Source organism: Nonomuraea fuscirosea, assembly GCF_003001935.1.
GTDB lineage: Bacteria > Actinomycetota > Actinomycetes > Streptosporangiales > Streptosporangiaceae > Nonomuraea > Nonomuraea fuscirosea.
Genome location: NZ_PVNG01000024.1, coordinates 20,820 through 36,955, shown reverse-complemented (window position 1 = coordinate 36,955; position 16,136 = coordinate 20,820). Strand labels below are relative to the sequence as shown.

Here is a 16,136-nt window from a genome sequence, read left to right as displayed (position 1 = left end):
TCCGTATGAGGGTGGCTTCAGACGAGATCGTGGTGGCCGTCGGCCCCGGCCTGGTGGCGGACGCGGGGCTGCTCGCGGAGATCGCCGACCGCGAGTTCACCCGCCTCGGGGTGAACGGCACGGTCGTGCACGCCCGCGACGCCGCGCACCTGTTCTCATCGGTACGGGAACGCGACGTGGCGGTCGTCCTCCCCGGGCCGGGCGACGGGGTGCGTTCGTCCATCGGGCAGCCGCTCGGTCCCTCGGTCGTCGTCTGGGTGGACATCGACCGAGTCGACGGGGCCAGGCACATCCACGGGCGTGGCATCGCAGGGCTGACCTGGGGCATCCGGCACGCCGTACACCGCGCGCGTCACCCCGCCATCCAGCGGATCACCTATGGCCCTTCCCCGGAACAGTGGGCCGACCTGTACCTCCCCACCACCGCCACCCCCAGCACCCCCGGCATCCCCGGCACCGCCGACACCAGCACCAGCGACACCATCCGCGCCGCCATCGCCGCTGCCGACGGTGCGGTGCCGGTGGTGGCGTTGATCCACGGGGGTTACTGGCGTTCGATCTGGGCCGCCGATCTCATGGAGGAGCTGTGCGAGGATCTGGCCCGGCGCGGCTTCGCGGTGTGGAACCTCGAATACCGCCGCCCCGACCGGCACGGCTGGGCCGCGACCACCGCCGACATCGCCACCGGCCTGGCGGCCCTGACCACCCTCCCCACCATCACCGGCCAAGGAGCCGCGACGCCGGTCGTGCTCGACCTGGACCGGATCGCCGTCGCCGGACACTCGGCCGGCGGGCAGCTGGCACTGCGGGCGGCGGCAGACGGATCGCGGATGGCGCTGGCGGTGTCCCTGGCGGGCGTGCTCGACCTCGTCCAGGGAGACCGCCGCAAACTCAGCGCGGGAGCGGTCGCCGCCGCCCTCGGCCGCACCTCGGCCCCCGGCGGCCCTTCCGCCACCTCGGCGCAGCCCAGGGACGGCGGCCCTTCCGCCACCTCAGCACAGCCCGGCGACGAGGATCCCTACGCCGCCTCCTCTCCCCTCCACCGCCTCCCCCTCGGCACCCCGCAGCTCATCGTGCAGGGCCGTGACGACGATCTCGACCTGGTCGACTTCGCCCGCAGGCACGCCGCCCTGGCCAGGCAGGCAGGCGACGACGTCACCTACCTGGAGCAACCGGGCGACCACTTCGACGTCATCACCCCCGCCGCCCCCATCTGGCAGGCCACCGTCAAGGCCATCGCCGACGCTCTCACCTAGACGGACCCTCGGGCTCGGCGGCGCGGTGCCGGCCGCCACCGGCTCACAAAGCCGGGCGGCCCGGACGCGCGTAGCCGGGAGACGGTGTCACGAAGCCCTGGCGGCGGGGGCGCGGGAGGTGACGAGGGCCGCGAAGCGGGTGGTGACCCGGTGCCAGATCGGCGTGGAGACCGGCTCGTCGGCCACCGCCCGCGCGTAGACCTCCTCCGGGTCGAAGCCGTCGGCCTGCCACGTCCGCATGCGCTCGGGCAGCACCTCGGGATGGAACTGCACCCCCCACGCCCGCCCGCCCATCCGGAACGCCTGGTACGGGCACGCCTCGGTCTCGGCCAGGTGGACGGCTTCGTCGGGCAGCCGGGTGATGGCGTCCTTGTGGTGCTCGACGGCGGGCACCACCGGCGGCAGCCCGTGGAAGAGCGGGTCGGCTGCGGCCTCGGGCCTGATCGTGAGCGGCAGGCTGCCGTTCTCCGGCGTGCCCGTGTCGCCGGTCACCTCGCCCCCCGCCACGTGGGCCAGCATCTGCCCGCCCAGGCAGATGCCCAGCAGCGGCACACCCTCGTCCAGCGCCTGCGTCATCAGCCGCCGGGTGTCGCGCAGCCACGGCGCCCGGTCGTCCTCGTCCGGCAGGTAGCCGCCGCCGAGCATGATCATGGCGTCATGGGTCAGGCGGCGGGGCAGGGGAGCGCCGTCGTGGGCGAGCACGACGTCGAGCCGGTGCCCGGCCTCCTCCAGCCAGCCGCCCACGCGGCCGGGACCTCCGCTCCTGCTGTTCTGGACGATGAGAATGTCAGCCAAGACAGGCCTCCGCCTGAGGGTCGATGACCTGAGGGTCGGGAACGGGCACGCGAATGATCATGGCAGGTTGGCCGCCCGCGCCACGTGCCGCAGCAGCAGGGCGGTGGTCACCGGCCCGACGCCGCCCGGCACGGGGGTGAGCGCGCCCGCCACCTCCGCGACCGCGGCGAAGTCGACGTCGCCGGTCAGGCCGCCGTCGTCGGTCGGGTTGGTGCCGACGTCGATCACCACCGCGCCCGGCGCGACGTGACCGGGGCCGATCAGGCCCGCCCGGCCGACCGCGGCGACCAGCACCTCGGCCTGCGCGGTGACGGAGGCCAGGTCGCGGGTGCGCGAGTGGCAGACGGTGACGGTGGCGTGCCGGTCGAGCAGCAGGTGCGCCAGCGGCTTGCCGACCACCGTCGAGCGGCCGACCACCACGGCCCGCCGCCCCGCGAGTTCGACCCCGTGGTGGTCGAGCAGCGCCATCACGGCCGCCGCCGTCGCGGGCGGGAACGCGGGCAGCCCGGCGGCCAGCCGGCCGAGCGAGAGCGGGTTGGCCCCGTCGACGTCTTTACGCGGGTCGATGGCCGCGGCCAGCTCCTGGGCCGAGGCGCCGGCCGGCAGCGGCGTCTGCAGCATCACGCCGTGCACGCCGGCGTCGGCGCTCAGCCGGGCCAGCGTCTCGCCGATCCGCTCGGGCGTGGCCTGCGGGCCCAGGTCGACCAGGTCGCAGTCGATGCCGACGGCGGCCGCCGCCTTGGCGATCGAGCGCACGTACCACAGGCTCGCCTCGTCGGCGGTGGCCACCACGACGGCCAGCCGCGGCTGCGTGCCCGATGCGGCCTCGGCCTGCGTCTGGGTCCTGATGGCGGCGGCCAGGTCCCGGCCGGTCAGCGTCTTCACGGCTTGATCTCCTCGCGTACCTCTGCGGTCACCCAGTCTGCCCTGGCCACGGCCGCGTCGACGCCGGACAGGCGGATGTTCAGCTCCGCGCGTAGCCGTTCGTCCTGTACGCCGCCCAGGTTGACCTCCACGTTGACCCGGCCCGTGGTGAGCGCGGCGCGGGCGGCCTCGGCGGCGGCGGCCACGTCGGTGACCACGTTGCGGTTGCAGATCGGCAGCAGCAGCTCGCACAGCTCGACCACCCGCGCGGCGGCCTCGACCACCCGGGCGGGCGGCTCGGCGGCGCCGGCCAGGGCCCTGGCGATGGCGCCGCTGCGCTCCTCGCCCTTGGGCAGCCGGTAGGCGTCGGTGACCGCGGTGAACGCCGCCGCGTCCTCCTCGGCGAGCTTCAATGCCCGCGCCCGCAGCGTGTCGGTCTCGGCGATCACGGCGACGACCGTCTCGGCGTGGGCGGTGTACCTCTCCCCGGTGGTGTAGCGGGCCACCATGCCGAGCAGGGCGGCGGCCTGCGCCGCGTGCAGGGCCGCCGTGGCGCCCCCGCCGGGCGCGGGCACCCGGTCGGCGAGTTCGGACAGGAAGTCGACGATCGTCAAGTCGCGCATGGCGGCATTCTGCCAGGCCGCCCGCGGTTCACTCGCGGTACATCGGCCGCGTGGCGTCCTCGGGTCCCTGATGCGGTGGCTGCGGCGGCAGGTACGGGGATTGGGCCGGCGACTGGGCCGGCTCCCACGCCCCCTCGTAGCCCACCTGGGCCGGGTACTCGGGGCGGTGCCGTCCCCGCCACCGCGACGGGAACACCGACGCGACCAGCAGCGCCACGCCGAGCACCAGGTGCAGCCCCGAGTAGCTCAGCGTCTGGAAACCCGACCTCATGGGGTTGGGCAGCAGGTCGCTGGGGAGCAGCCGGGCACCGGTCGTCAGCTCCACGAACGGCAGGGCGCCCACCGCGACGAACGCGAGCCCGCCCAGCAGCGAGGCGACGGGCGACAGGCGGGATCCGATCAGGAGGGCGAGCAGGATCCCCGTCGCGACGAGCACCCCCAGCGCGATCCACGAGAGCCGCAAGGTCTGGGCGAGCTGGAGGGACAGTTCGCCGATGCCGTACCAGAGGCCGGCGGCGGCCAGGGGAGGAAGGAGCAGCCCCGCGACCACTCCCAGAGCGTGACGGGTACCGTTTGACATGACTCACCCCGTTTGTTTGGCTCTGTCCCAACCTACTCGCTGGGTCACTCCAGCGGGGGTGCCGGTCCGTAACCGGTCCTGCGCCCGGACATTTCTGAGAAATGTGTGAGAAGCCGGTCGTGGGTCTTTGCCGGGCCCAGCCCCTTGGGCATCGTGGGCCGCATGAGATCCGCGATCCTGAAGACCGCACTCAGCGCCCTCATCCTGGTCCTGCTCGGCAGCGTGCCGGCGCAGGCCGCCTCGAAGCCCGACACGTTCCCGCTGCCGAACGGGTTCCAGCCGGAGGGCATCGAGATCGGGCCTGGCCCCCACGCCTACTTCGGCTCCCGCGCCACCGGCGACATCTACCGGGCCGACCTGCGTACCGGCAAGGGGTCCGTCATCAGCAAGGGACCGGGCACGCCGTCGCTCGGGCTGAAGACCGACGGGCGCAGGCTGTTCGTGGCCGGCGGCAACGCCGGCAACGCGCGGGTGGTCGACCTGCGCACCGGGCGGGTGCTCAAGTCGTACCAGTTCGCCACCGGGACGTCGTTCGTCAACGACGTCGTCCTCGTCGGGCGCGCCGCCTACTTCACCGACTCCTCCAACGCGGTGCTGTACAAGCTGCGGCTCGGCCGGGGCGGCGCGCTGCCCGACGGCTTCGACACGATCCCGCTCACCGGCGCCATCGCGTACGGGACCGGCATCAACGCCAACGGCATCGCCCCCAGCCCCGACCGGCGTTCGCTGCTGATCGTGCAGTCCAACACCGGCAAGCTGTTCGAGGTGAACCCCTCCTCCGGCGTCACCACCGAGGTGAACCTGGGCGGGGACTCGCTGGTCAACGGCGACGGCCTGCTGCTGTCCGGCCGCACCCTGTACGCCGTGCTGAACCGTGACAACACGATCGCCGTCGTCGGCCTGTCGCGCGACGGCTCGTCAGGCAAGATCGTCAAGCGTCTGACCCACCCCGAGTTCGACATCCCCACCACGGTCGCCGCCCACGGCCACCGCCTCTACCTGCCCAACGCCCGCTTCAGCACCACTCCGACGCCCGACACGCCGTACGACGTGGTCGCCGTCAAGCGCTGACCCCGCTCCAGGTGTGGACGCGCCTCCCGAGGGGGCGCGTCCTCACTTCTTGATCGTGTAGCGGTCGCCGTAGACCTTCCAGGTCAGCGGCGGCCTGAGGTCGAGGTTGCGGTTCTTCAGGAACACCCGCTGCATCGTGTCGACCCGGGTCGTGTCCTCGTGGGCCTCCTCGGCCCGCATCGCCGCCTTGCGCGCGTCGAGGAACGCGTTCAGGTACGTGACCTCGTTCCCGCCCCGCGCCGGCGGCCTGGCCTTGGCCAGCGCGGCCTTCCTGATGCCGCCGAAGCTGAGCCGGTCGGAGCCGGGCCCGTGCATGACCATGGCGTCGTAGTAGACGAACTGGCCGAGCGCCCGCAGCCCGTCCTTCTTGGCCCGGCGGACGGCCGGGTCGAAGTAGACCCGGTCGCGCTCGTCGTTCTGGGCCCGCTGGAAGACGGGATCCTCGGCCGCCCTGCGCCAGTCGGCGGGGAAGCGCGGGGCCAGGCCCTTCAGCGAGGCGGTGCCGTCGACCCTGCGCAGCGCGGGCAGGTATTTCGCCAGCACGTTGCCGGGTTTGCGCCTGGTGTAGAGCTCGACCAGCTTCAGCATGTCGCCGGTGCCCGAGCAGAAGCCGATGATGCCGGCCGTGTAGCCGCGATCGTCCTTGATGTCCTCGATGTAGCCGTACTGAGCCTTCCAGTCGAGCGAGGAGTTCTCCGCACTGGACACCAGCCGCATGGCGATGTCCTTCTTGTGCGCCCCTGCCAGGCCGGCCGCCGGGGCGGCAGTGGCGGGGACACCGCTCAGGGTGAGGGAGAGGGCCACGAGGGCGGCGGTGATCACGGGGGAGAAACTACTCCACGGGGCGCAGGGCCGCGAGTTGCTGTTCGAACGGCACGACCTGCTCCTCGTCCCCCTCGTCCCGCCGCGCGCCGGGCGCGCGGTGCGTGAGCAGGCCGGCCAGCTCGTCGGCGGCGCGGCCGATGCGCTCGCCCAGGCCGTCGGTGAACGCGTCCTGGCCGCAGCCCCAGTCCTCCGAGGCCGCGTACACGGCGGTCGGGACGACCACCGCGCGCAGGTACGCGAACAGCGGCCGCAACGCGTGCTCCAGCGCCAGCGAGTGCCGGGCGGTGCCGCCGGTGGCTGCGATGAGCACCGGCTTGCCCGTCAGCGCGGTGTTGTCCAGCACGTCGAAGAACGACTTGAACAGGCCGCTGTAGGAGCCGCTGAAGATCGGCGTGACCGCGATGAGCCCGTCGGCCTCCGTCACGGCGGCGATGGCCTCGCGCAGCCTGCCGTTCGGGAAGCCGGTGACGAAGTTGTTGGCGATGTCGACGGCCAGGTCACGCAGCTCGATCACGCGGACCTCGGTCCCGCTCTCGGTCTCGGTTCCGGTCCCGTTCTCTGTCCCCGTCCGGGTCCCGGTCCCGGTCGCCGTCGCCGTCCGGTGGGTGACCGCCTCGGCCAGGCGGTCGGCGAGCAGGCGGGTGGAGGAGGGCTGGGTGAGCCCGGCCGTGACGACGGCGAGCTTCATGGATGCTCCTTTCCAGGAAAATCAGGATGTCAGCGGGCTGGGGCCTGTCAGGCGCCGACGGGCTCGGCCTCGTTCTTGGCGGCGAGCAGGGACGCGTGCGTCGGCGCCCCGGGCACCTCGGCCGGCCGGTTCTTGGCGAACTCCGCGCGCAGCACGGGCACGACCTCCTCGCCGAGCAGGTCGAGCTGCTCCAGCACGGTCTTCAGCGGCAGGCCCGCGTGGTCCATCAGGAACAGCTGGCGCTGGTAGTCGCCGAAGTACTCCCTGAACTCCAGTGTCCTGTCGATGACCTGCTGCGGGCTGCCCACCGTGAGCGGGGTCTCGGCCATGAACTCCTCCAGCGAGGGGCCGTGGCCGTACACGGGGGCGACGTCGAAGTAGGGGCGGAACTCGCGGATCGCGTCCTGGGAGTTCTTGCGGATGAACACCTGGCCGCCCAGCCCGACCACGGCCTGCTCCGGGGTGCCGTGCCCGTAGTGGGCGTACCGCTGCCGGTAGAGGCTGATCAGGCGGATGAAGTGCTCCTTCGGCCAGAAGATGTTGTTGGCGAAGAAGCCGTCGCCGTAGTAGGCGGCCTGCTCGGCGATCTCGGGGCTGCGGATGGAGCCGTGCCAGACGAACGGCGCCACCCCGTCCAGCGGGCGCGGCGTGCTGGTGAAGCCCTGCAGCGGGGTGCGGAAGCGGCCCTCCCAGTCCACGACGTCCTCACGCCAGAGCCGGTGCAGCAGCGCGTAGTTCTCGATGGCCAGCGGGATGCCCTGCCTGATGTCCTGGCCGAACCACGGGTAGACCGGCCCGGTGTTGCCCCGGCCCAGCATGAGGTCCACCCGGCCGTCGGCCAGGTGCTGCAGCATCGCGAAGTCCTCGGCGATCTTCACCGGGTCGTTGGTCGTGATCAGCGTCGTGGCGGTCGACAGCTGGAGCCGCTCGGTCCTGGCCGCGATGTAGCCCAGCATGGTGGTGGGGGAGGACGGCACGAAGGGCGGGTTGTGGTGCTCGCCCGTCGCGAAGACGTCGAGCCCGACCTCTTCGGCCTTGAGCGCGATCGTCACCATCGCCTTGATCCGCTCGTGCTCGGTCGGGGTCCTGCCGGTGGTGGGATCCGTGGTGACGTCGCCCACGCTGAAGATGCCGAACTGCACTTTAGTCACCATCCATGACTGTTGAATATTTGACGACTACCGTAGCGCCCGGGCTCGCCCAGGTATTCCATCATCGGGCACACCCGGCCCCGCCGGGCAGATCCGCGGCGAGCGTCCGGCTCTTACAGAGGTGGGGCGGTCAGGTGTGGCGGGCGCGGAAGGCCGCCGCCTTGGCCCGGTTGCCGCAGCGGCGCATGTCGCACCACCGGCGCGTACGCCGATGCGAGGTGTCGAGGTAGAGCCGGGTGCAGGGAGCGGCCTCGCACTCCCTGACCAGCGCCGCCCGCGGCCCGCCCAGCAGCTCGGCGGCGGAGCGGGCGGCGCTGGACAGCGCGGCGGCCAGGTCGCCGCCGCGCTCCACGCCGTGCTCGCCGAGCAGCACGCTCGCCGGCGCGGGCGCGGCGGCCAGGTTGAGCGTGCGCCGGTCGGCCGCCTCGAACGCCGTCCCCGTACGGGCCGCGGACGCCAGCCGGTAGATCGCCTCACGCAGCGCCACCGCCCCGGCCAGGTCGTCGTCACCGGCCGCGGGCGGCACGTCGAGCAGGCCGGCGGCGACCGTCCAGCGGGCCAGCTCCGCGGGCGTCGGCAGCAGGTCGACGCGCGCGCCCCGCCGGTCGCCGACGGTGCCGGCCAGGTCGAGCCCGAGGTTCCCGCTGACGAACGTGAAGTCCATGCCCCCATGGTAACCGGGTTGACAAGTTACTTCGGCGGCTGCCACGGTTGATAACCGCTAAGGACGGTTACTTTGAGCGGAGCAGTGGTGATGGCAGTACCGACCGTGACCGCAGGAGCGACGCCGCGCCGGTACGGACCCCGGCACCGGTGGGTCGTGCTGGCCGTGGGCGTCGGGGCGCAGGGCAGCTTCTCGGCGATGTTCTCCGGCATCCCGGTCACCGGCGTCTCGATGCGGGCGGGCTACCACCTGTCCACGGGCGCGCTCGGCCTGGCGCTGGCCTGTCTCGGGCTCGGCGTGGCGGTCTCCGACATCGTCTGGGGCCTGCTGACCGACCGCTTCGGCGACCGGCGCGTCCTGCTCACCGGCCTGACGTCCACCGGCGTGCTGCTGGTGGTGATGGCCACGGCCGTCACCCCGGCGGACGGGGCGGGGACGGTGCTGCTGGCGGTGTGCCTGACCATCGCGGGCGCGCTCGGCGGCAGCGTCAACGGCGCGTCGGGGCGCGCGGTCATGACCTGGTTCGGGGAGGGGGAGCGGGGGTTCGCGATGAGCGTGCGCCAGACGGCGATCCCGGCGGGCGGCGCGGTCGGGGTGGCGCTGCTGCCCTGGCTGGCGCAGGCGTACGGCTTCCGCGCCGTCTACGCCGTTCCCGCCGCCTTCTGCCTGCTCGCCGCCGCCGCCACCTGGCGCTGGCTGCACGAACCCGCGCCGACGCCCGGCCCGCCCGCCCCCGTTGTCACGGAGAGCGCCGTCCAGAGGTCACCGCTGCGTCGATGGGACGTGTGGCGGCTCGCTCTGGCCGGTGCCCTGCTCACCGTCCCCCAGTTCGCCGTGCTCACCTTCACCGCGATCTTCCTGCACGACGTCAAGGGCGCGGGCGCGGCCCTGGCCGGTCTCACCGTGCTGATCGCCCAGCTGGGCGGCGGCGCGGCCCGCATCTGGACCGGCCGCCGCACCGACCGCGCCGGGGACAGCAGCGGTGCCCGCCGCACCTGCCTGCGCCGCATCGGCGTCCTGGCCGGGATCGCGATGGCCGGGGCGGCGGTGCTCACCGACGCCCCCACCCCGCTCACCGTCGCCGCCCTCGCCCTCGGCGGCCTGCTGGCCAACGCCTGGCACGGCGTGGCCTACACCGAGATCGCCGCGATGTCCGGCGCGGGCCGCGCGGGCACGGCCCTGGGCCTGATCGGGACCACGTTGTTCGCCATGGCCTTCCTCACTCCACTGCTCATCCCCGTCGTGCTGGCCCACGCCTCCTGGGCCGCGGTGTGGGGCCTGGCCGCGGCCGCCTCGCTCGCCGCCGTCCCCCTCGCGCCGGCCGCGCTCAGAGCGCGTTGATGTCGGCGGGGCCGAGGAACCGCTTGGGGGCGCCTCGTTCGGCCACCGTGATCATCGCCTGGCCGATCTGCTCGGTCGTGGTGATCCCCGCGCCGAACAGCCGCCGCAGCACCGGGTAGAACGGCCGCACCACCACGTAGGCCAGCCGGTAGAAGGGGGTGCGCGAGGTGACGCCGTACATCGGCTGGATGTAGCCGGGCCGGAACATGTACGCCTCCAGGGGCAGCTCCAGCAGGGCGTTCTCGGTCTCGCCCTTCACCCGCGCCCACATGGCCCGGCCCTGGGCGTCGGTGCCCACGCCGGACACGTACACGAACGTCGAGCCGGGGTTGAGCCGCGCCAGCGTCCGGCCGGCCGAGAGCGTGAAGTCGTACGTGACGCGCCGGTAGTCGCGCTCCTTCATGCCCGCCGACGAGACCCCGAGACAGAAGAAGCACGCGTCGTAACCGCGCAGCTCGTCCTCGATGGCGGACAGGTCGAGCAGGTCGTCGTGGCGCAGCTCGCGCAGCTTGCCATGCGTGACCCCCGTCACGGCCCGGCCGACCGTGAGCACGGCCGTGACCCGGTCGTCGAGCAGGCACTCCCTGAGCACCCCGCGCCCGACCATCCCGGTCGCCCCGAACAAGATCACTCGCATCTCGGCACCTCTCCAGAGCAAGCGTAAGGCGGCGCCGGATCAGGTCAGGTCACGCAGCGCTTCGCGCAGCCGGGCGCGGGCCAGCGCCGGGATGGACAGGCCGCGGGTGGAGATGCCGATCGCCCACTGCGTGCCGGGCACGACCGCGCCCGCGCAGGCCACCTCCTCCCTGAACTGCCCGTACTCCTCCACCACCTGGCCCGGCCGTAAGCGCGCCAGCTCCTCCTCGACGTCCTCGACGCTGGTGGGGGTGGCGGCGGTGAAGCGGCGCAGGCCGTACTCGGTGAGGATGCCCTGCCGGATCCGCGGCGGCAGCGACAGCAGCAGCGCCTTGCCGAGCGCGGTGGCGTGCGGGGCCGTCTCCAGGCCCGCCTGGAGGTCCTCCAGCCACGGCGAGCGCGGCCCCTCCGCCACGTCCACCACCACCAGCCGCGCGTCGGTGAGCTGCGCCAGGTAGGCGGTGTGGCCGGACTCGGCGGCGAGCTGCCGCAGCACCTCCGCCGCCCGGGGCGGGCGCTCGAACGCCTCCAGCATCTCGTGGAACCGCTCGGCCACCTTCGAGCCGATCATGTAGTCGCCGTCGGGCCGCCGGTGCAGATAACCCTCGTAGCAGAGAGTGCGGACCAGATGGTAGGACGTGGACAGGTTGAGGCCGCACCGGCGGGCTATCACCTTGACCGACAGCGGCCGGTCGGCCCGCGAGACCTCCTCCAGCACGCGCAGGGCGCGCGAGACGCTGCGGATCAGATCGCTGGGTTCATCGTCGGTCATCCTCCAAGCATGTTCGTCATTTGAAAAACGGACGCCTACCCCAGGCGGCACACCCGTCCGACGATGAGGTCATGCCGGAGATACCACGGTGGGCCAGTCAGGCGCTGTCCGGGGTCTACGACCCGTGCTGCAGGGAGAAGGGCATCTCCGTGGTGGAGATGGGGCTCATCCGGTCGGTCGAGGTGAACGAGGGCCTGGCCAGGGTGGAGCTGCTGCTGACCTCGGGCTGGTGCCCGTTCGCCGCCAGGGTGCTCACCGAGGTGCGCGAGCGCATCGAGGAACAGCCGGGCGTACGCGAGGCGGAGGTCGAGGTCGTGTGGGACGAGGCGTGGACCGTGGACCGGCTCTCCCCGAGGGCGGCCAGGATGCTGCGCTTCCTGCCCGACCCAGCCCAGGTGCCCGACAAGGCGGCCTATGTGGCGAGGAGGGAACAGCGGTGATCGACGACTTCTTCGTGTTCGACAGCGTGGCCCACGTGTTCAACTTCGAGGCCAAGAACGCCTACGGCTCCGCGGGGCAGATGTTCTCCAACCACCTGTACGCCTTCCACACCACGCTCACCCCGGAGAGCGAGCCGAAGCTGCCGCCCGAGGAGTTCCTGCGCCGGTGGACGGTCGACGACATCCGCCGCATGGTCTACGAGGAGTCCGGCACGGACATGCTCGTCGCCATGCCGCTGCCGCTCACCGACCTCTACCACGACGGCCTGTCGCCGTGGCAGGAGTGCGCCGAGCTGGCCGCCCGCGACCCGGACCGGACGATCTTCTGGGGCACGGTCAACCCCCTGGAGGGCCGCAAGGCGCTCGATCTGATGGAACGCCAGGTGGGGGAGTACAACGCGCGCGCGTTCAAGCTTTACAACGTCCGCTACGACTACGGCTCGCCGTACCCGTGGCGGATGGACGACCCCAGGATCGCCTTCCCGATCTTCGAGAAGGCGCGCGACCTGGGCGTCAACCTGATCGGCGTGCACAAGGGCGTGCCGCTGGGCCCGCAGCCCATCGAGCACACGCAGACGTGGGACATGGACGGCGCCGCCGCCAACTTCCCCGACATCAACTTCGTCATCTTCCACGTCGGCCTGCCGTTCCTGGACGAGACCTGCTGGCAGCTCATCCGCTACCCCAACCTGTACGCCGACCTGGCCGCCACGATCAACTTCATCGTCAGGGCGCCGCGGATGTTCGCCGAGATCATCGGCAAGCTGCTCTTCTGGTGCGGCGAAGACAAGATCATCTACGGCTCGGAGGCGCCGATCTTCCATCCTCAATGGGCGCTGCGGGCGTTTCGGGACTTCACGATCCCGCAGGACCTCTGCGACGGGTACGGCTACCCGCAGCTCACCGACCAGGCCAAACGCAAGATCCTCGGTGAGAACCTGCTACGGCTGCATGGCCTTGGTCCTGTGCACCGCCTGTAGCAGCCCGACGGCCAGCAGCCCCGCGACCGTGGCCGAGCCGCCGTAGGAGACGAACGGCAGCGGCACGCCCACGACCGGCACGAGCCCCAGGGTCATGCCCACGTTCATGAACGTCTGGCAGGCCAGCCACGACACCAGCGACCCCGCCAGCACGGTCCCGTACGGCGACGCGCTGCGCCGCGCGATCGACAGCCCCCGCCACAGCAGCGCGAACACGGCCAGCACGATCAGCGCCGCGCCGGCGAAGCCGAGCTCCTCGCCGGCCACGGTGAAGATGAAGTCGGTGTGCTGCTCGGGCACGAAATGCCCGGCCGTCTGCTCGCCGTTGAACAGCCCCTTGCCGTACAGGCCGCCGGAGCCGATCGCGATGCGCGCCTGGGCCGAGTTGTACCCGACGCCGCCCGGATCGGCCCCGGGGTCGGCCAGCACGAGCAGCCGCTGCACCTGGTACGGCCGCACCAGCCCGAACCGCCACGCCGCCACCGCCGCGCCCGCCGCCCCCAGGGCGAGCACCAGCAGCCACCGCTTGGGCGCCCCCGACACCAGCAGCGCCCCCGCCACCATGGCCGCGAACACCACCATCGTGCCCAGGTCCGGCTGCAACCCGATCAGGGCGATGGGCACCGCGGCCAGCACCAGCGCCAGCAGCACCCCGCCGAACCCCGGCCGCCGCCGCCCGTCCAGCAACTCACCCAGCGGCACCGCGAACGCCAGCGCCAGCGCCACCTTGGCGAACTCCGACGGCTGGAACTGCACCCCCGGCGCCAGCACGATCCACGAGTGGGCCCCGTTGACCCGCACCCCCAGCGGGCTCAGCACCCCGGCCAGCGACAGCAGCGCCAGCACGTACGCGAGCGGCACGTACGCCCGCAGCACCCGCAGGTCCACCCGCGAGACCAGCCACATCAGCACCAGCCCGGCCCCGGCGGACACCGCCTGCCGCACCAGCAGCCCGTGGTCGCCCTCCATCCGGGTGGCCGACCACACCAGCAGCAGCCCGGTCCCGGACAGGGCCAGCGCCAGCAGCGTCAGCACCCGGTCGGGCGGGCCGAGCGACGGCGCCCACACCAGCGGCCGCCTGCCGGACATCGTGATCATCGCCGCTCCCTCAGCCCGAGGACGCCCTCCCAGACCTCGCGGGCGGCCGGGGCGGCGCCCTCCGCGCCCCTGCCGCCCTGCGACAGCACGACGACCACCGTGTACGCGGGGTCGGGCGCGAACGAGGCGAACCAGGAGGTGTCCCGGTGCCCGAACGACTCCGCCGTCCCCGTCTTCCCCGCCACGGCGATCTTCCCGAACGGGAACCCCTCGAAGGCGCCTGCCGCGGTGCCTTCTCTGGGCACCTGGGCGAGGGCCTGGCGGATGAAGCGCAGCGTCTCAGGGGAGGCGGGCAGCCGCCCCGCCACCGGCGGCGTGATCGCCCGCGCCGTCGTGCCGTCGGGGCGTACGACGCGCAGGCCGACGCGCGGGCTGTGCAGGGTGCCGCCGTTGGCCACGGCCGCGTACGCCCGCGCCAGCTGCAACGGCGTGACCAGCACCCCGCCCTGCCCGATGGAGAAGTTGGCCGCGTCGCCGCCCCGCCACGCCCCGCCGCCCCGGCAGTTCTCCCCGGCGATGGTGGTCAGGTAGGCCGCCCGCGCCCGGTCGGCCAGCTCCGGATAGCCCTTGACGGCCCGGCGGCAGCTCTCCGCGCGGGTGGCCCGCCAGTGTGCCTTCTTCGACCGCGCGTCCGGCACCGCGCCCGCCGCCTCGCCGGGCAGGTCCACGCCGGTCGGCACGCCGAAGCCGAACCCGCGGGCGGTCTCCTGCGGCACGTTCGAGCGGCGCTGCCACAGCTGGTCGGCCAGCCGGTAGAAGATCGTGTCGCACGACCGCACCAGCGCGCCGTGCATCGTCATCCGGCCCAGGTCGGCGTCGCCGAAGTTGCCGAACGTACGGCCGCCGATCGGGTAACCGGCCGGGCAGTCGTAGGTGGCGCCCAGCGCGTACCCGGCGGACGCGGCCGCCGCCACCGAGGCCACCTTCCACGTCGAGCCGGGCGCCCACTCGCCCTGCACAGCCTGCGACAGCAGCGGCAGCGCCCGGTACTCCGCGGCCGTCACGCCGTCGGTCCACACGCCCGGGTCGTACGAGGGCCGCCCGGCCAGCGCGACCACCCGGCCCGTCCCCGACTCCAGCACCACGGCCGCGCCCGACGTGCCGCCCGTGGCCCGCAGCCCCCGGCCGAGCGCCCGCTCGGCGATGGCCTGGATGCGGGAGTCGATGCTGGTCACGAGCGTGTTCCCGGGAACGGGCGGCACCTCCGTGACCGTCCGCGTGACCCGGCCGGTGTTGTCCACGGCCACGTCCCTGCGCCCGGCCCGCCCGGCCAGCTCCCGGTCGTAGCCGCCTTCGAGCCCGTCGCGGCCCTCCGTGCCCTGGACGTAACCGAGGGTGTGGGCGGCCGAGGCGCCGGCCGGGTGCGCCCTGACCGGGCGCAGCTCCGTGCGCACGCCGGGGAAGTCCTGCTGGCGCTCGCTGATCTGCAGCGCCGCCGGCACGCTCAGGGCCTCGGCGACGGGGATCGGCTCGTACGGCGAGCCCGGCCAGCACGGGCGCGGCACCGAGGGCCCGCATGAGCGCACCTTCTCCGCGATCTGCCGGTATGACCGTCCCAGCGCCTTACCCAGGCGGGTCAGCACCTCACGCCCGCCGTCCGGCTGGTGGGCCAGCTCCACCGCGTCCACCGTGACCACCGGCCTGGTCCTGTTGGTCACCAGCGGCCGCCCGGCCACGTCGAGGATCGGCCCCCTGACGGCCGGCAGCGTCACACTCCTGATCCGCACGTCGGCCGCCGCCTGCACGTACCGCTCCCCGCTGACCACCTGCAGGAACCACAGCCGTCCGAGCAGCGTGACCACCATCGCCGAGACGGCCAGCCGCAACACGAACAACCGCGCTCTAGACACGCCGCATCACCCTCTCGGCCGGATGTCGTCGTGCGAGCACCGCACCGACGGCGACGCCGAGACCCACCATCCAGGCCAGCGTCAGCGGCAGCCCCGCCACCGCCGCCCGCCACGGCTCGTCCCCGAGCGCCACGGCGGCGGCGCTCTGCAGCAGCGGCCCCAGCAGAGCCCCCGCTCCCGCCGCCACCAGCGGCCTGCTCCCGCTCCACCACCCCACCAGCAGCCCGGTGACCGACAGCGCCAGCGCCGCGCGCCCCACCGTGCCGTCGGCGGGCGGCGTCACGTCGGCGGCCAGCCCGGCGGCCAGCCCCGCCGCGCACCCCCAGACCGGCCCCCGGGCCACCGCCAGCCACACCACCGCCAGCGCCACCAGATCGGGCCCACCCCACGGCGACCGATTGACCAGCAGCACCTGCAACAACGGCGCCGCCAGCACCAACATCACCAGCCCCACGGCACACCTCCCGCTACCGACGGGAGCGGCCACACCACCGGGCCCACG

18 protein-coding genes are annotated in these 16,136 nt (G+C 73.1%); 5 read left to right on the top strand and 13 right to left on the bottom strand.

Translation table 11 applies throughout. The features are described 5' to 3' along the window. The first annotated feature begins 5 nt into the window (after nucleotides 1–5). Entirely contained in the window at nucleotides 6–1,256 is a 1,251-nt protein-coding gene (locus B0I32_RS43130; protein ID WP_219912303.1) for an alpha/beta hydrolase, read from the top strand. Nucleotides 1,257–1,343: 87 nt separating this feature from the next. Here B0I32_RS43130 and B0I32_RS43125 read toward each other — a convergent pair whose 3' ends face one another. The 4 genes from B0I32_RS43125 to B0I32_RS43110 are packed head-to-tail and all read right to left on the bottom strand — an operon-like array spanning nucleotide 1,344 to nucleotide 4,118. Beyond that, on the bottom strand, nucleotides 1,344–2,051 hold the full coding sequence (locus B0I32_RS43125; RefSeq protein WP_106249566.1) for a type 1 glutamine amidotransferase: 708 nt from the start codon (nucleotides 2,049–2,051) through the stop codon (nucleotides 1,344–1,346). A 57-nt stretch (nucleotides 2,052–2,108) separates the two neighbouring features. Next, nucleotides 2,109–2,936 carry a bifunctional 5,10-methylenetetrahydrofolate dehydrogenase/5,10-methenyltetrahydrofolate cyclohydrolase gene (locus B0I32_RS43120; RefSeq protein ID WP_106249564.1) on the bottom strand — a complete coding sequence of 276 codons (828 nt, stop codon included), beginning with the start codon at nucleotides 2,934–2,936 and terminating at the stop codon, nucleotides 2,109–2,111. Next, entirely contained in the window at nucleotides 2,933–3,538 is a 606-nt protein-coding gene (locus tag B0I32_RS43115; protein ID WP_106249562.1) for a cyclodeaminase/cyclohydrolase family protein, read from the bottom strand. Before B0I32_RS43115 ends, B0I32_RS43120 begins: the two co-directional genes overlap by 4 nt. Nucleotides 3,539–3,566: 28 nt before the next feature. Further along, nucleotides 3,567–4,118, bottom strand: a complete 552-nt coding sequence (locus B0I32_RS43110; RefSeq protein ID WP_146178520.1) for a hypothetical protein — start codon at nucleotides 4,116–4,118, stop codon at nucleotides 3,567–3,569. A gap of 162 nt (nucleotides 4,119–4,280) precedes the next feature. On the opposite strand from B0I32_RS43110, the gene B0I32_RS43105 reads away from it, so the two are divergent. Continuing rightward, on the top strand, nucleotides 4,281–5,189 hold the full coding sequence (locus B0I32_RS43105; protein ID WP_146178519.1) for an NHL repeat-containing protein: 909 nt from the start codon (nucleotides 4,281–4,283) through the stop codon (nucleotides 5,187–5,189). Nucleotides 5,190–5,231: 42 nt separating this feature from the next. On the opposite strand, the gene B0I32_RS43100 is transcribed toward B0I32_RS43105, so the two are convergent. The 4 genes from B0I32_RS43100 to B0I32_RS43085 all read right to left on the bottom strand — a co-directional run bounded on the left by B0I32_RS43100 (nucleotide 5,232) and on the right by B0I32_RS43085 (nucleotide 8,517). Continuing rightward, entirely contained in the window at nucleotides 5,232–6,011 is a 780-nt protein-coding gene (locus B0I32_RS43100) for a chitosanase (RefSeq protein ID WP_281262661.1), read from the bottom strand. Between the two features lie 10 nt (nucleotides 6,012–6,021). Further along, the gene (locus B0I32_RS43095) at nucleotides 6,022–6,702 is read right to left on the bottom strand and encodes an FMN reductase (RefSeq protein WP_106249557.1); all 681 of its coding nucleotides are present in this window, start codon (nucleotides 6,700–6,702) and stop codon (nucleotides 6,022–6,024) included. Nucleotides 6,703–6,749: 47 nt separating this feature from the next. Continuing rightward, nucleotides 6,750–7,844 (bottom strand): LLM class flavin-dependent oxidoreductase, encoded by a 1,095-nt coding sequence (locus tag B0I32_RS43090; protein ID WP_106249555.1) that lies wholly within the window; start codon nucleotides 7,842–7,844, stop codon nucleotides 6,750–6,752. A gap of 139 nt (nucleotides 7,845–7,983) precedes the next feature. After that, nucleotides 7,984–8,517: a CGNR zinc finger domain-containing protein gene (locus B0I32_RS43085; RefSeq protein ID WP_106249554.1), complete on the bottom strand. Its 534-nt coding sequence runs from the start codon at nucleotides 8,515–8,517 to the stop codon at nucleotides 7,984–7,986. 90 nt (nucleotides 8,518–8,607) lie between these two features. Between B0I32_RS43085 and B0I32_RS43080 the strand changes: the two genes are divergently transcribed. Continuing rightward, nucleotides 8,608–9,858 carry an MFS transporter gene (locus B0I32_RS43080; protein ID WP_106249826.1) on the top strand — a complete coding sequence of 417 codons (1,251 nt, stop codon included), beginning with the start codon at nucleotides 8,608–8,610 and terminating at the stop codon, nucleotides 9,856–9,858. On the opposite strand, the gene B0I32_RS43075 is transcribed toward B0I32_RS43080, so the two are convergent. Both B0I32_RS43075 and B0I32_RS43070 read right to left on the bottom strand, forming a co-directional pair. Then, the gene (locus B0I32_RS43075; protein WP_106249552.1) at nucleotides 9,845–10,495 is read right to left on the bottom strand and encodes a Rossmann-fold NAD(P)-binding domain-containing protein; all 651 of its coding nucleotides are present in this window, start codon (nucleotides 10,493–10,495) and stop codon (nucleotides 9,845–9,847) included. The two genes, B0I32_RS43080 and B0I32_RS43075, sit on opposite strands and share 14 nt — an antisense overlap. Before the next feature lie 39 nt (nucleotides 10,496–10,534). Next, nucleotides 10,535–11,266, bottom strand: a complete 732-nt coding sequence (locus B0I32_RS43070; protein WP_106249550.1) for an IclR family transcriptional regulator — start codon at nucleotides 11,264–11,266, stop codon at nucleotides 10,535–10,537. 71 nt (nucleotides 11,267–11,337) lie between these two features. Between B0I32_RS43070 and B0I32_RS43065 the strand changes: the two genes are divergently transcribed. Further along, nucleotides 11,338–11,706: a metal-sulfur cluster assembly factor gene (locus B0I32_RS43065; RefSeq protein WP_106249549.1), complete on the top strand. Its 369-nt coding sequence runs from the start codon at nucleotides 11,338–11,340 to the stop codon at nucleotides 11,704–11,706. Further along, a complete protein-coding gene (locus B0I32_RS43060) occupies nucleotides 11,703–12,686 on the top strand; it encodes an amidohydrolase family protein (RefSeq protein WP_106249547.1) in 984 nt (327 codons plus the stop codon). The genes B0I32_RS43065 and B0I32_RS43060 overlap by 4 nt, the downstream gene beginning before the upstream one ends. On the opposite strand, the gene rodA is transcribed toward B0I32_RS43060, so the two are convergent. Genes rodA through B0I32_RS43045 form a run of 3 tightly spaced genes read right to left on the bottom strand, consistent with a single transcriptional unit; the run spans nucleotide 12,648 to nucleotide 16,088 of the window. Then, nucleotides 12,648–13,784: a rod shape-determining protein RodA gene (gene rodA, locus B0I32_RS43055; RefSeq protein ID WP_106249546.1), complete on the bottom strand. Its 1,137-nt coding sequence runs from the start codon at nucleotides 13,782–13,784 to the stop codon at nucleotides 12,648–12,650. The two genes, B0I32_RS43060 and rodA, sit on opposite strands and share 39 nt — an antisense overlap. After that, a complete protein-coding gene (locus tag B0I32_RS43050) occupies nucleotides 13,781–15,634 on the bottom strand; it encodes a penicillin-binding transpeptidase domain-containing protein (protein ID WP_245956387.1) in 1,854 nt (617 codons plus the stop codon). The genes rodA and B0I32_RS43050 overlap by 4 nt, the downstream gene beginning before the upstream one ends. Then, nucleotides 15,627–16,088, bottom strand: a complete 462-nt coding sequence (locus B0I32_RS43045; protein ID WP_106249544.1) for a hypothetical protein — start codon at nucleotides 16,086–16,088, stop codon at nucleotides 15,627–15,629. The genes B0I32_RS43050 and B0I32_RS43045 overlap by 8 nt, the downstream gene beginning before the upstream one ends. Between the last annotated feature and the right edge of the window lie 48 nt (nucleotides 16,089–16,136).

Excerpts from the sequence above, each read along its gene's own strand:
- B0I32_RS43085 (WP_106249554.1), bottom strand. The coding sequence starts at position 8,517 with ATGGACTTCACGTTCGTCAGCGGGAACCTCGGGCTCGACCTGGCCGGC.
- B0I32_RS43095 (WP_106249557.1), bottom strand. The coding sequence starts at position 6,702 with ATGAAGCTCGCCGTCGTCACGGCCGGGCTCACCCAGCCCTCCTCCACC.
- B0I32_RS43070 (WP_106249550.1), bottom strand. The coding sequence starts at position 11,266 with ATGACCGACGATGAACCCAGCGATCTGATCCGCAGCGTCTCGCGCGCC.
- rodA (WP_106249546.1), bottom strand. The coding sequence starts at position 13,784 with ATGATCACGATGTCCGGCAGGCGGCCGCTGGTGTGGGCGCCGTCGCTC.
- B0I32_RS43075 (WP_106249552.1), bottom strand. The coding sequence starts at position 10,495 with ATGCGAGTGATCTTGTTCGGGGCGACCGGGATGGTCGGGCGCGGGGTG.
- B0I32_RS43110 (WP_146178520.1), bottom strand. The coding sequence starts at position 4,118 with ATGTCAAACGGTACCCGTCACGCTCTGGGAGTGGTCGCGGGGCTGCTC.
- B0I32_RS43080 (WP_106249826.1), top strand. The coding sequence starts at position 8,608 with ATGGCAGTACCGACCGTGACCGCAGGAGCGACGCCGCGCCGGTACGGA.
- B0I32_RS43065 (WP_106249549.1), top strand. The coding sequence starts at position 11,338 with ATGCCGGAGATACCACGGTGGGCCAGTCAGGCGCTGTCCGGGGTCTAC.
- B0I32_RS43105 (WP_146178519.1), top strand. The coding sequence starts at position 4,281 with ATGAGATCCGCGATCCTGAAGACCGCACTCAGCGCCCTCATCCTGGTC.
- B0I32_RS43115 (WP_106249562.1), bottom strand. The coding sequence starts at position 3,538 with ATGCGCGACTTGACGATCGTCGACTTCCTGTCCGAACTCGCCGACCGG.
- B0I32_RS43130 (WP_219912303.1), top strand. The coding sequence starts at position 6 with ATGAGGGTGGCTTCAGACGAGATCGTGGTGGCCGTCGGCCCCGGCCTG.